Origin of the sequence: Microbacterium sp. MM2322 (genome assembly GCF_964186585.1) — a bacterium.
Taxonomy (GTDB): Bacteria; Actinomycetota; Actinomycetes; order Actinomycetales; family Microbacteriaceae; genus Microbacterium.
Genome location: NZ_OZ075067.1, coordinates 2960550 through 2973505, shown reverse-complemented (window position 1 = coordinate 2973505; position 12956 = coordinate 2960550). Strand labels below are relative to the sequence as shown.

General features: G+C 68.8%; 13 protein-coding genes. 8 read left to right on the top strand and 5 right to left on the bottom strand.

The genetic code is table 11. The features are described from left to right. Nucleotides 1-118: 118 nt before the first annotated feature. Together ABQ271_RS14420 and ABQ271_RS14415 are read left to right on the top strand one after the other, a co-directional pair. A complete protein-coding gene (locus ABQ271_RS14420; protein WP_349309416.1) occupies nt 119-1111 on the top strand; it encodes a DUF2332 domain-containing protein in 993 nt (330 codons plus the stop codon). A gap of 209 nt (nt 1112-1320) precedes the next feature. After that, complete coding sequence (locus tag ABQ271_RS14415; protein WP_349309415.1) at nt 1321-1773, top strand: hypothetical protein; 453 nt, start codon at nt 1321-1323, stop codon at nt 1771-1773. Here the strand turns inward: ABQ271_RS14415 and ABQ271_RS14410 are convergent. Continuing rightward, nucleotides 1748-2884 carry a PQQ-dependent sugar dehydrogenase gene (locus ABQ271_RS14410; protein WP_349309414.1) on the bottom strand — a complete coding sequence of 379 codons (1137 nt, stop codon included), beginning with the start codon at nt 2882-2884 and terminating at the stop codon, nt 1748-1750. The two genes, ABQ271_RS14415 and ABQ271_RS14410, sit on opposite strands and share 26 nt — an antisense overlap. A gap of 96 nt (nt 2885-2980) precedes the next feature. Here ABQ271_RS14410 and ABQ271_RS14405 point away from each other — a divergent pair, with 96 nt between their 5' ends. Together ABQ271_RS14405 and ABQ271_RS14400 are read left to right on the top strand one after the other, a co-directional pair. Continuing rightward, nucleotides 2981-3622, top strand: coding sequence for an acyl-CoA synthetase (locus tag ABQ271_RS14405; RefSeq protein ID WP_349309413.1), 642 nt, complete (start codon nt 2981-2983; stop codon nt 3620-3622). After that, nucleotides 3619-3981, top strand: a complete 363-nt coding sequence (locus ABQ271_RS14400) for a hypothetical protein (protein ID WP_349309412.1) — start codon at nt 3619-3621, stop codon at nt 3979-3981. Before ABQ271_RS14405 ends, ABQ271_RS14400 begins: the two co-directional genes overlap by 4 nt. Before the next feature lie 72 nt (nt 3982-4053). On the opposite strand, the gene purB is transcribed toward ABQ271_RS14400, so the two are convergent. Together purB and ABQ271_RS14390 are read right to left on the bottom strand one after the other, a co-directional pair. Beyond that, nucleotides 4054-5436, bottom strand: coding sequence for an adenylosuccinate lyase (gene purB / locus ABQ271_RS14395; protein ID WP_349309411.1), 1383 nt, complete (start codon nt 5434-5436; stop codon nt 4054-4056). 26 nt (nt 5437-5462) lie between these two features. Further along, complete coding sequence (locus tag ABQ271_RS14390; protein WP_349309410.1) at nt 5463-5936, bottom strand: low molecular weight protein-tyrosine-phosphatase; 474 nt, start codon at nt 5934-5936, stop codon at nt 5463-5465. 140 nt (nt 5937-6076) lie between these two features. Between ABQ271_RS14390 and ABQ271_RS14385 the strand changes: the two genes are divergently transcribed. Next, nucleotides 6077-6370, top strand: coding sequence for a hypothetical protein (locus tag ABQ271_RS14385; protein WP_349309409.1), 294 nt, complete (start codon nt 6077-6079; stop codon nt 6368-6370). Then, a complete protein-coding gene (locus ABQ271_RS14380) occupies nt 6371-7663 on the top strand; it encodes a hypothetical protein (protein WP_349309408.1) in 1293 nt (430 codons plus the stop codon). Here ABQ271_RS14380 and ABQ271_RS14375 read toward each other — a convergent pair. Further along, nucleotides 7635-8027: a phage holin family protein gene (locus ABQ271_RS14375; protein WP_349309407.1), complete on the bottom strand. Its 393-nt coding sequence runs from the start codon at nt 8025-8027 to the stop codon at nt 7635-7637. The genes ABQ271_RS14380 and ABQ271_RS14375 overlap by 29 nt on opposite strands. 1412 nt (nt 8028-9439) lie before the next feature. Between ABQ271_RS14375 and ABQ271_RS14370 the strand changes: the two genes are divergently transcribed. Further along, on the top strand, nt 9440-10504 hold the full coding sequence (locus ABQ271_RS14370) for a histidinol-phosphate transaminase (RefSeq protein ID WP_349309406.1): 1065 nt from the start codon (nt 9440-9442) through the stop codon (nt 10502-10504). A 106-nt stretch (nt 10505-10610) separates the two neighbouring features. Here the strand turns inward: ABQ271_RS14370 and ABQ271_RS14365 are convergent, their stop codons facing one another. Next, nucleotides 10611-12071 (bottom strand): sugar porter family MFS transporter, encoded by a 1461-nt coding sequence (locus tag ABQ271_RS14365; RefSeq protein WP_349309405.1) that lies wholly within the window; start codon nt 12069-12071, stop codon nt 10611-10613. 125 nt (nt 12072-12196) lie between these two features. Between ABQ271_RS14365 and ABQ271_RS14360 the strand changes: the two genes are divergently transcribed. Further along, nucleotides 12197-12952, top strand: coding sequence for a hypothetical protein (locus ABQ271_RS14360; protein ID WP_349309404.1), 756 nt, complete (start codon nt 12197-12199; stop codon nt 12950-12952). The last annotated feature ends 4 nt before the right edge of the window (nt 12953-12956 follow it).

Genomic DNA, 12956 nt, shown 5'->3' with positions numbered 1-12956 from the left:
CGGCATCCCACATCCCTCGCGGATTCGGAGAGCAGCGCCGGATTCGGACGCGCAAGCGCTGACGCATCCGAATCCGCGGCACATCTCCGAATCCGCGCCGCCGCACTACGCTCACCCCATGACAGACCTTCCGTCGTGGGGCGTCGCGTCCGACTCCCCGACGGCGCGGCACTACCGCACCTTCGGCGCACTCGAGGCTCGCGGCTCGTCCGCGGCGTACGAGGACTGGGCGCTCGGGGTCGCGGATGACGCCGAGATGCTCGAGCTGATCGACGAGCTCCCGCGCGCCAAGCGGCAGGCGAACCTCGTCTTCGCCGCGATGCGCGTCGCGGGCGTGCCGGTCGCGCCGTGGACGGATGCCCGTCGTGAGGCGATCGCGCAGTGGCCGCGCATCCGCGACATCGCCCTCACGCACGCGACGCAGACGAACGAGGCCGCCCGCTGCGCCGTGCTCCTGCCCCAGCTGGCCCGCGTACCGGGCCCGCTCGCTCTCCTCGAAGTCGGTGCCTCTGCGGGACTCTGCCTCTACCCCGACCGCTACGCGTACCGCTACACCGACGACGACGGCACCGTCACCGCGCTCGACCCGGCGACCCCGACCGACGTCGTCATCGAGTGCCGAATCGAGAACGCCGCGCCACCCACGCGCCTGCCCGAGGTGGTCTGGCGCGGCGGCATCGATCTGAACCCGCTCGACCCCGCCGACCCCGAGACGCTCGCGTGGCTCGACGCGCTCGTGTGGCCCGAGCACGACGACCGGCGCACCCGGCTGCGCGCCGCCGCCGCAGTGGCGGCATCCGCTCCCGCTCCGATCCGCGCCGGCGACCTCAACGACCTGATCGCGGATGCCGCGGCATCCGCCCCCGCTGACGCGACGCTCGTCGTGTTCCACACCGCGGTGCTCGCCTACCTCAGTCCCGAGGACCGCGAGCGCTTCCGACGCACCATGGTCGACACGGATGCGGTCTGGCTCTCGAACGAGGGGCTCGGGGTGTTCCCCGAGTTCGAGGGCGTCGTGCCGCCGGCGGAGCGGCACCGTTTCGTCCTCGCGGTCGACGGCGAGCCGGTGGCGCTGACGCATCCGCACGGCCGCAGCTACCGCGCCCTGTGATCCGCTCCGGGGACGCGACATGCCGCTCGCGTCCACGCCGGGCGACACTTCGCGTCCCTGGAACCGAGCCGGCTTCCGCTCCAGGGACGCCACGTGTCGCCTCGAGCAACTCCGAACGACACGTCGCGTCCCTGGAACCCGACGAACCCCCCTCGCCGCGCGCCCCGGCACCTGGCAACATCGGCATCACAACCGGAAGGAACCACACCATGGCAGGCAAGACCAGCGAGGGCGCAGGCTTCACCGACGCCGAAAAAGCCGCGATGAAGCAGCGCGCCGACGAGCTCAAGTCGATGAAGGGGCTCAAGGGGCTCGCGAAGATCGAGAAGGAGAACCAGGCCTGCCTCGACGCCATCGCCGCGCTCGAGGGCACCGACCGCCTCATCGGCGAGCGGGTCCACGTCATCGTGCTCGAAGAGGCGCCCCACCTGAACCCCAAGACGTTCTACGGGTTCCCGGCCTACGCGAAGGACGGCAAGGTCGTCGTCTTCTACCAGCCGGCATCCAAGTTCTCGACGCGTTACGGCACGGTCAGCTTCGACGAGACGGCACAGCTCGACGACGGTCCGATGTGGCCCGTCTCGTTCGCCGTGATCGACATGACGGATGCCGTGGAGCAGCGCATCCGCGAACTCGTCAGGGCTGCGGCACCGCGAGACTGACGATCCGGTCGTCGCCCTGCTGCGGTGAGCCGCGTCCGTCGGTGTTGTTCGTGAGGACGAACAGCGTCCCGTCCGGCCCGACCGTGACGTCGCGGAGCCGGCCGTACTCGCCGGCGTACAGCTCCGTCGACGACGACGGGTCGGCCACGGGCACTGCGCGCAGCACCCGGCCGCGGAGGTTCGCGATCAGGATCGTGTCGTCGACGATCGCGATGCCGCTGGGGCTGGCGGCATCCGTCGACCAGGTCTGGACGGGGTCGATGAACCCGTCATCCTCGCCGCCGGTGCCTTCCACGTACGGCCAGCCGTAGTTGCCGCCCGGTTCGATGACGTTGAGCTCGTCGCGGTAGTTGCGACCGAACTCACTCGCGAACATGGTGCCGTCCTGCGCCCACGCGAAGCCCTGCACGTTGCGGTGCCCGAGGCTGTAGACCGGCGACGTCGGGTCGGGGTTGTCGGCAGGCACTGAGCCGTCGGGCGCGATGCGCAGGATCTTTCCCGCGAGCGATCCGGAGTCCTGCGAGGCCGGCTCATCACTCGTGTCGCCGTTCGCGATGTAGAGCATCCCGTCGGGGCCGAACGCGATGCGACCGCCGTTGTGGTGGGTTCCGGACGGCATCCCGTCGATCACCGGCGTCGGCTCGCCGAGGCCGTACGACCCTGCCGCGCCCGAGAGGGCATACCGCTCCACCCGGTTGCCGCTCCGGGCTGTCGAGTAGACGTAGAGCGCATCACCGTCGGTCGCGAGCCCGAGCAGCCCGCCCTCGTCGCTGTGCACCACTCCGGCGACGGTGTCGACGACGCGGGTCGCGCCGTCCGGAGCCACTTCGAGGATGCGGGCGGTGTCGCGCTCGCTGACGAAGACGGTCTCGTCGAGCACCGCCATCGACCAGGGCGCGTCGAGTCCGCTCGCGACCGTCCGCGGCGTCTTCGGCACCGGGGTCGGCGTCGGCGTGGCGGTGGGTGTCGGCGTCGGGCTCGCGGAGGGCGTCCGCGACGGGGTCGGCGACTCGGCGGCGGGATCTTCCGGTGCCGAGCACCCACTCAGGAGGAGGACCGCGGCGACGCCCGCCCCGGCGATCGAAGCGGCACTGCGGCGAGGCGAGGACATGCGCCCAGTCAACCGCATCCCGGCCCGCGGAGGACGAGCCCAGGCGAACGACCTAAACTGGGGGCATCCCCGTTCCTGTCTGTGAGAAACACGCCTGTGTCTGACGCTGCCCCCCGCTCCTTCGAGGTGCGACACCTGCAGATGGGTCGCGCCCTCTTCGCGGCGCTGGCGGCGATCATGATCACGTTCTCCGTCGATCACTCGGCGCAGGTCGGGATGTCGGTGTTCAGCGGCTTCGCCATCGCGACCGCCCTGGTTCTGCTGCTGTCGGCGTGGCTCGTGTTCCCGGCGGGCGACCGGTGGCAGGTGGTGCTCCTCGGCATCCTCACGGTCGTCGCGGGCATGATCGCGAGCTTCCCCCCGCTCCGCACCGACGACGGCTTCTTCACGACGGTCCTCGTCTGGGCCCTCGTCACGGGCGTCGCGGAACTCGCGATCGGGATCGTCGGACGGCGTCGGGGCAATCCCGCCGCGCGCGAGGCGGTGTTCGTCGGCGGCCTCACGGTGATCCTCGGCATCGCCCTGGCCTTCATCCCTCGCGACTACCTGCTCGAGTACTACATCGACCAGGCGCGTCGGTCCTTCACCCTGACCGGCATCACGATCGGCGTCGGCGTGCTGGGCGGCTATGCGGCGATCGTCGCCGTATACCTGGGTATCGCGGCGTTCTCGCCCCGACCCGAGACGGCCACTGCCGTCGAGACGGTCGACACGGATGCCGCTGGAGGCCACGCATGAGCGAGAAGAACCCCACCCGTCGCGACCTGATGCGTCCCGTCCATCTGCTGGGCTTCGCACTGCTCGCGGCGGTGTTCGCCGGTGTCGTCACCCTCGTGTCGATGGGCGTCCTGCAGGACCAGCGGCCGGGCAGCACCGTCGATCAGCATCTCCGCGCCTGGGTCGTGGCGGCCATCGTCGCGGGGATCACGTTCATCGCGACGCTCGTGATCATGGCGCTGTCGCTGCTCGCCGTCGACCCGGCGAAGGTCGCGCGGCCCGTCGATCGTGGCCTGCTGCTCGACCCGGAGGACGAGACCCCCGCCGACGCGGCCGAGGGTGGCGCCGGTCGCGGCCACGCCCCGCCGCCCGGCCACTGACCCGACTCGCGGCATCCCGGTCGCGAGAAGGCATCGCACGCCGCACGCCGCACGCCCGCGGCGCGCCCCCGCTCAGCCGAGCAGGTCGACCAGTCGGTCGGCGAGCCCCGCGTAGCCGGCGGGGGTGAGCGCGAGCAGGCGCTGCTTCGCGGCATCCCCGATGTCGAGACCCTGCACGAACTCGGCGAGCTCCGGTGCACCGACGCGGCGGCCGCGCGTGAGGTCCTTCAGCAGCGCGTAGGGGTCGGTGATCTGCGAGCGACCCGCGACGATCTCGGCGCGGACGACGGTCTGGATCGCCTCGGCGAGGACCTCCCAGTTCGCGTCGAGGTCGGCCAGCAGCACGCCGCGTGAAAGCGAGATCTCCGTCAGTCCGCGCAGCAGGTTGTCGAGGGCGAGCAGCGAGTGCCCGAACGCGACGCCGATGTTGCGCTGCGTCGTCGAGTCGGTGAGGTCGCGCTGCTGACGCGACGTCACGAGGGTCGCCGCCAGCGTCGCGAACAGGCCGCCCGCGATCTCGAGATTCGCCTCCGCGTTCTCGAAGCGGATCGGATTGATCTTGTGCGGCATCGTCGACGATCCGGTGGCCCCGGCGACGGGGATCTGGGCGAAGAAGCCCATCGAGATGTAGGTCCAGACGTCCGTCGCGAGGTTGTGGAGGATGCCGCCCGCGTGCCGCGCGCGGTCGTAGAGCTCGACCTGCCAGTCGTGCGATTCGATCTGCGTCGTCAGCTCGTTGAAGCCGATGCCGAGACCCTCGATGAACTCGCGCGACAGCGCGCGCCAGTCGACGTCGGGCTCGGCGGCGAGGTGCGCCGACCAGGTGCCGGTCGCGCCCGAGAACTTGGCGAGGTAGTCGCCGCCGGCGATCTGATCGGCGACGCGCTGCAGGCGCCACGCGAAGACGGCGAGCTCCTTGCCCATCGTCGAGGGCGTCGCGGGCTGCCCGTGCGTGCGCGACAGCATGACGGCATCCCGGTGCTCGTCGGCCAGGGCCGTCAGCGAGGCGATCACGGACTGCAGCTTCGGCAGCCAGACGCGCTCGACGGCGCGCTGCACCGTGAGGGCGTACGAGGCGGAGTTGATGTCCTCGCTCGTGCAGGCGAAGTGCGTGAGCTCGGCGATGGCATCGAGACCGAGCGTCGAGAGCCGGTCGCGCACGAGGTACTCGATCGCCTTGACGTCGTGGCGGGTGACGGCTTCCTTCTCGGCGAGCCAGCCGATCTCCTCAGCCCCGAAGTCGCGGTAGAGCGCGCGGAGCGACTCCTTCTGCGCGTCGGTCAGCGCCGACGACCCGAACAGGCCGCGGTCGGTGAGCGCGACGATCCACTCGACCTCGACCTCGACGCGGGCCCGGTTGAGGCCGGCCTCCGAGAGGTACTCGGCGAGGGGGGCGACAGCGGGGGCGTAGCGCCCGTCGAGGGGGCTCAGCGACATCGAGGGCAGGGAGGACACGCGACTCCGTTCGGTGGGGGATGCGCTCACCGGCGAAGCGCGGGTTCGAGCTGCCGGAACAGGGCCCGGCTGGCGCTCTCGATCATACCGAGCACCTCGTCGAACATCGCGGGCCCCCCGTAGTAGGGGTCGGGCACGTCGAGCACGCCGTCGCCGCGCGAGTCGAAGCTCAACAGCAGCGCGAGCTTGTCGACGTCGGCGGGGCTCCGCGCCCACTCCGAGAGGATCCGCTCGTGCGATCGGTCGAGGGCGATGACGAGGTCGTTGCTGTCGAAGTCCTCGCGGGAGAACTGCTTCGCCCGGTGGCGGGTCCCGTCGTAGCCGCGCCGGTTGAGAGCGTCGACGGTGCGGCTGTCGGCGCGCTCGCCCACGTGCCATTCGCCCGTGCCGGCGCTCGTCGAGACGACGTGGTCGCCGAGTCCCGCCTGATCGGCGAACCACCGGAACACGACCTCCGCCATCGGGGAGCGGCAGATGTTCCCGGTGCACACGAAAACCACGCGAAAAGCATCATCGGGCGCGGGCACTCCTCCATTGTGCTGATCGAAAGGCCTTCTGCACAGACCGGAGGCCGCGCGCGGCATCCACTGCCCTTCCCCGACGCCGTTCAGAAGCGGATGCCGCGGGCCACCCTCGACGCATGTCCGATGTCGTTGCGCCATCCCCCTATCTCTGGGGCGCTCCCCTCGAGGAGCGCCTTGCCACCCTCGATCAGGCGCTTGCTCTCCTGCGCGCCGCCGATGGACAGGCCCTGCGGCTGCTCGACGACGTCCGCCGGCTGGCGCCGGTCGTCGATTGGAGCGCATCCGCCGCTGACGCGTTCCGCGCCGCGGTCTCGGCCTGGGAGAGCGAGATCGTCCGCCTGACGACGACGATCCCGTCGGTGATCGATCAGACGCAGCGCGATCGCCAATGGATGCAGGCGGTGGGGTGAGTGGGCGACCTCGAGATCCGGAGCGGGCGCGTCGTCGCCGTCGACACCGAGACACTGCGTCACGCCGCCGCCCGGGCGGACCTGGCGGTCGCCGAAGCGGAGACCCTCCGCGCGACGCTGAAGCAGGTCGATCAGCTGCTCGGTATCACGATGATCGGAGGCACTGCGGCGCACCCGGTCACCGTCGCGACGACGATCTGCGAGCAGGGTGGGATGCTCGTCACGGCCCTCCGCGACACCGCCACGGCGTATGAGCTCGTCGAGTTGCAGGCTCGCCAGGTCGCTGCGGCCGCGGGCGACGCGGAGGATCGACGCGATGCAGTGCTCCTGGCCCGACGCATCGAGGAGCTCGAGGCGTCCTCTCCCGAAGCCGCCGAGCTCGCGGAACAGGCGCTCGCCGATGCCCCCAACCCGTTCGCGACGGTGGGCGGCGAGCTGGCCTGGGCGGGTATTCTGGTCGCCCCACTCGGCGGTTCGGTGTTGGGTCTGTACGGCGCGGGAGCGCACGCGATCCGGTCCGCGGGGAAGGGGGCGATTCCTGACGGCAGCAGACTCGTCGGAACGCCCAGGACGCCGACGGTCCGGCTGATCACGTTCCGAGAGGGCACGGCGCCCGACTCGATGGCTGCCCTTGCCAGGCGTCAGCCGTCCACGGAGCGTCCCGGCGACATCCGGGTCGAGCGGTACACGATGCCCGACGGTCATCAGCGGTTCGCGCTCTACGTCTCGGGGACACGGGACAAGGACGACGACGGGGCTTTCAGCATGGCCTCGAATCTGCCGCTGTACCTCGGGGCCGCGTCGTCGTCTTACGAGTCCGCGCGCATCGCCCTCGACAAGGCAGGCGCGAAGCCGGGCGATTCCGTCATGGTCAGCGGTCATTCGCAGGGGGCCATGATCGCAAGCCGCCTCGCACTCGAAGAGGAGTACGAGGTGCCGATGCTCGTCGGTTTCGGGAACCCCGTGCAGGCGGACGTGGGTGCCGACACGCTCCAAGTGGACTTCCGTCACAGCGATGACTTCGTGCCGCTCCTGGCCGCGGGAGGACACGACGCTTCCATCGGCGCGACGGGGAGCATGGTCGTCGAGCGGAACGTCAACCCCTGGCCGTGGCTCGACTCCCACCAGATGGACGCGTACACCGAAACCGCAGAGATGCTCGACGATTCGTCCGATCCGCGGATGGATGCCGTGCGGCAGCGCCTGGCCGAGTTCAGTCAGGCCGAATCGGTCGAGGTCTTCGTCTACGACACCGAGGAGGGCGTCACGCCTTCGTCTGCGGACGCAGGATGATCCCGAAGACGAAGTTGATGATCGAGATGAGGAGCGCCGCGAGCACGCCCAGCCAGAACGACTCGACCGTGAGGCCCCAGCCCCACCACGCGGTGAACCATCCGGTCAGCCAGAACAGGAACCCGTTGATGACGAGGGAGATGAGGCCCAGGGTCAGGATGTAGAGCGGGAAGGCGAGGATCTTCAGCACCGTGCCGATCACCGTGTTGACGATGGCGAAGACGGCGGCGACTGCCATCAGCGACAGCACGAGCTGCAGCGTCTCGCCGGGCGCGAACGGGGTGACCTCGACGCGCAGCGGCTCGATGAGGGTGACGACCCAGATCGCGAACGCATTGATGACGACGCGGATGATGAAGCGCATGCCCGCAGTCTGGCACGCACGTCCGTGCGCCGGGGGAAGAACGTGCTCTCTCCCGTGCTCGTAGGCTCGTGCCCCGTTGTTCTAGGAACGAAGGGGATCGGTGTGCAATGCTGCAAACAACCAGGGCGACATAGATGGGTCGCGCTGTTAGGGGGAGAAATGCGCGATCGAGTTGCAAGGCGACCAGACAGCGAAGACAAGTACCGAGTACGAGCGCGCATCCGCTCTCGCATTGAGAAGGCGCTACTGTCTGCGACAGCGGCGGTTTCGGTTGGCCTCCTCCTGGTTGGAGTGAGCCCGACACCTGCCAGCGCAGCATATGGAGATATGTGTGAGTATGCGGTCGTAATTGCAGTGCGAGGAACAGATGTCCCGCCCGGAACCGGCGGAACGCTGCATTCCGGTCGTATTTACAGTACGGGAGGATGGGGCCCGGAAATTGCTCCATTCATCAACCTGATAAAAAGTGACCCATTTCCTTACTACTATCATGGTCTCGCATACCCAGCCGGGGGATTGGATTACCTTACGAGCGTAGCGACCGGCAGAACCAACCTCGTCAATGAGCTGAATTACGTCGCCACTAAATGCGGGTCGATTTCGCCTGCCGTCGTGCTGATTGGTCACTCTCAGGGAGCAGCGGTAGTGCGGACTGCGCTTGTCGACTTCGGAGCAAACTACGTCAACCTATCGACCCGAGCACGACAAATCATTCGAGCGGCAATTCTCTTCGGTGATCCGAACTACAAGCCGGGACAGCCGGTGAACGCTCCTGGCTCGCAAAACTCGACGGCTGGATTCATGGGGCCAATGCCGCAAAGCTACTGGGATCAACTCAACGCGATGAAGCACTTGGGGGTGGCCGTACCGCAGTACCAAGATGGGGTGGGTTCAAGCGGTGCGGTCATACTGCCTGGCAGGGGATTACTTCTGCGCATCCGGTACTGGTTCTCAAGCAATGTCAATTCACAACTCTTATGGCGCGCTGCGGGCGTACGATGCGTATCAGTGGATGGACTACACGCTGAGTAACCAGGAGTGAAAGCGTGACTGAGCGCGCGGTTCGCGGGCCTCATGCCAGGTTGGCATGGGTTCTCTGGGCGGTCCTGCTGGTCGTCGCCGTTGTATCGAGCTTTCTGGTGTGGTTCAGAGTCATCAGCATTCCCCGGTGCAGTCAATCGTGCGACTTCGAGATGTTGCAGATGGCGAGCATGCTCTGCGCTCTCGTAGGCTTCGGTGCGGTTGCTATCGCGACCATTCTTCTCTTCGTTTTGCGCTCTCATCGGCTCAGCTGGGTGGTTCCTGTAGTGGGCATCGCTGTGGTCCTGGTTGTGGCGTTCGTGACGAATCATCTGAGCGACATCGCACTCGGTATCGCGGAGGGGTCCCCACGCCGCTCGTAGACTCGTCGCGTGACCGACATCCCCATCCGGGTCCGCCCTGAGATCGCCGTCCTGCCTTCCTACAAGCAGGGCAAACAGGCCGGCGCCACCGCCTACAAGCTCTCCAGCAACGAGAACCCGTTCGATCCCCTGCCCGGCGTCGTCGCCGCGGTGCGGGGTACGGTCGCGTTCAACCGCTACCCCGACGCGCTCGCCGGCCGGCTCCGAGCCCGGCTCGCCGAGCGGTTCGGCGTGAGTGACGACCGCATCCACATCGCCGCGGGCTCCGTGTCGATCCTGTATCAGCTCGCTCAGGCCGCGGCATCCGTCGGCGACGAGATCGTCCTGCCGTGGCGCTCCTTCGAGGCGTACCCCGGCATCGTGACGGTCACGGGCGCGACCCCCGTCATCGTGCCGCTGAACGACGCCGCCGCCGTCGACCTTCCCGCGCTCGCGGCGGCCGTCACCGACCGCACCCGCGCCGTCTTCGTCTGCACGCCCAACAACCCCACCGGCGCCGTCGTGACCCAGGCCGACTTCGACGCGTTCGTCGCGGCCGTCCCCTCGGATGTGCTGATCGTCCTCGACGAGGCGTACGTCGAATTCGTGACCGATGCCGCAGCGGTCAAGGGCGAGCAGGTCATCGCCGCCGGGCACGACAACGTCGTGATCCTCCGCACCTTCTCGAAGGCCTACGGGCTCGCGGGTCTGCGCATCGGCTACGCCGTCGGGCACCCCCGCATCCTCGATGTGGCCCGCAGCGCCGGCATCCCGCTGTCGGTCACCGCCCAGGCCGAGGCGGCCGCTATCGCGAGCCTCGACGCCGAGGACGAGCTGCGCGAGCGCGTGGCGATCGTCGCCGAGCGCCGTGACCAGCTCGTCGCGCGGCTGCGCGAGATCGGGTGGGACGTCCCGACCGCGCAGGGCAACTTCGTCTGGCTGCCCGCGGGCGACCGGTCGCTCGAGGTCGCCGCGGCGTTCGAGGCCGCCGACCTCGTGGTCCGGCCCTTCGCTGGCGAGGGCGTCCGGGTGTCGGTCGGCGAGGAGGAGTCCCTCGACCGCGTGGTCGAGGTCGCGGCATCCGTCGTGTCCTGACGACGAACGACGCGTCCCCGGTGCCCTGCGCGGGCGTTCCGGGGACGCGTCCCGTCGGTCGTGCGCGGTTCCGGGGGCAGTTCGGGTCCCGGGAGCGCGCGGTGGGTCAGCGCTTCGCGCCGTCCTTCGGCTTTCGGACGAACAGCGTCTCGGTCTGCTCGAGCGCCATGCCCTTCGTCTCGGGCACGCGGAAGGCGACGTACACGAACGACAGCGCCGCGAACAGGGCGTACATGCCGTAGGTGAGCGGCAGCGACCAGCCCGACATCGCCGGGAACGAGACCGTGATCAGGAAGTTCGCGATCCACTGCGCGGCCGCGGCGACGCCGAGTGCCTTGCCGCGGATGCGGCTGGGGAAGATCTCGCCGAGGAGCACCCAGACGAGCGGGCCCCACGAGGCGCCGAATCCGACGACGAACAGGTTCGCCGCGACCAGCGCGATCGGGCCCCACGCACCGGGCAGCGAGACCTCGCCGTCGACCGTGACCGAGAACGCGAAGGCCAGGGCCATGGTCGCGAGTGACAGGGTCATGAGCACCGAACCGGTGAGCAGGATCGGCTTGCGTCCGACACGGTCGACGAGCCAGATCGCGATGAGGGTGACCACGACGTTGGTGATCGAGGTGATTACGCTGATCGTCAGCGAGTTGCTCTCGTCGAAACCGACGGCCTTCCAGAGGGTCGTCGAGTAGTAGAAGATCACGTTGATGCCGACGAACTGCTGGAACGTCGACAGGATGATGCCGACCCAGACGATCCCCTGCAGGCCGAGGACCGGTCCGCGAAGCGACGCGCTCTTGCTCTTGCGGTCCTCGTCGATCGCCGAGCGGATCTCGTTGACGGACTTGTCGAGGTCGGCCTCGGGGACGAGTCGGGAGAAGACCTCGCGCGCTTCGTCGTTGCGTCCCTTCGCGAGGAGGAAGCGCGGCGACTCGGGCATCGTGAAGGCCAGGATGCCGTAGACCGCCGCCGGGACGATGCCGACCAGGAACATCCAGCGCCAGGCCTCGAGGCCCAGCCACAGCTGCTCTGAGGCGCCGCCGGCGCTGTTGGCGAGGACCGCGTCGGAGAGGAGCGCGGCGAAGATACCGAGGGTGATCGCGAGCTGCTGGAGTGAGGCGAGGCTGCCACGGATCTGCCGCGGCGCGATCTCGGCGATGTAGGCCGGGGCGACGACCGAGGCGATGCCGATGCCGATGCCGCCGATGACGCGCCAGACGATGAGGTCGGGGACGCTGAAGGTCAGGCCGGATCCGATCGAGGACACGAGGAACATGACGGCGCCGAGCATCATCGTCTTGAGGCGGCCCCAGCGGTCCGAAAGGGTCCCCGCCAGGATCGCGCCGACGGCACAGCCGAGGAGAGCGACGGCCACCACGAAGCCGGTGAGGACCTTGTCGAGCTCGAAGTTGCCCTCGATCGCGTCGACTGCGCCGTTGATCACGGACGAGTCGAAGCCGAAGAGGAAGCCACCGACCGCCGCGGCTATCGAGAGCCCGATCGCTCGTCGCCCGTAGGGGCTTTTGATCGAGAATGCGTCCGCGGGAATCGTGCCGGTAGTGCTCATGAGGGACGAGGCTACCCCCGCTCGCACAGGTCGAGGGTGGACTTGCGCGAGCCGCGAAATGGAGTAAAGGACGGCATCGATGGATGCAGGCGGGCCACGGATCCCCGGTGTGTCACGATGCTCGAATGGGGATTCCGATCAGTGACGAGCTCCGCGCGCTGCGCGCCCGCGCGTACGGGCCGGCCGCCGACATCCACCTCGATCCGGAGGCGATGCGCCGGTTGGCGGAACTCGAGGAGGCGGGTCGGCCCGCGGCGGTCCGGGAGATTCCCCTGGTGCCACCCGTCGAAGAACCCGTCCGCGAAGAGGATGCCGCTGCGTCACCGAGCGAGCCCGGTGTCGTGCCGCCTGCGGAGGCCGAGCCGGCCTTCTGGCGCCGCCCACGGGTCCGGACCGCGGTGTGGACCGCAGCCGTGGTCGTTGCCGCCCTGTTCGGTGCAGGCCTCGCCTACTCCGTGGTCGCGATGACCCCGGTGTCGACGTCGTCGGGCGCCGACCAGATCGCGACCCTCAGTCCGAGTGTGACACCGCAGATCCCACCCGGGTACTTCGGATGGGAAGAGGATGGGCTTGCGTTCGAGTACGAGGGCCTCACCGTCGTCCAGACGCCGTACGGCTTCTACAGCGGCAGTGCCGAGGGCGCATCATGCATCCGGGTTTTCGAGACCCGGTTGATCCCGGATCCGGAGGAATTCACTGACACGGACGGGTGGTCGTACGAAGGAAACCTCTGGGGTGGCTGCGCCGTCGGCGCCTTCCCTGCTTCGGCGGCTGTTCCCCTGACCGGCGAAGGCGCTCCGGAGGCGGACCTCCCCGACGGCCGCGCGATCCAGTTCGTCCTCGACGGCGATCGCCTGGGCGTCTTCCTCGACCGCGGCTGACGCG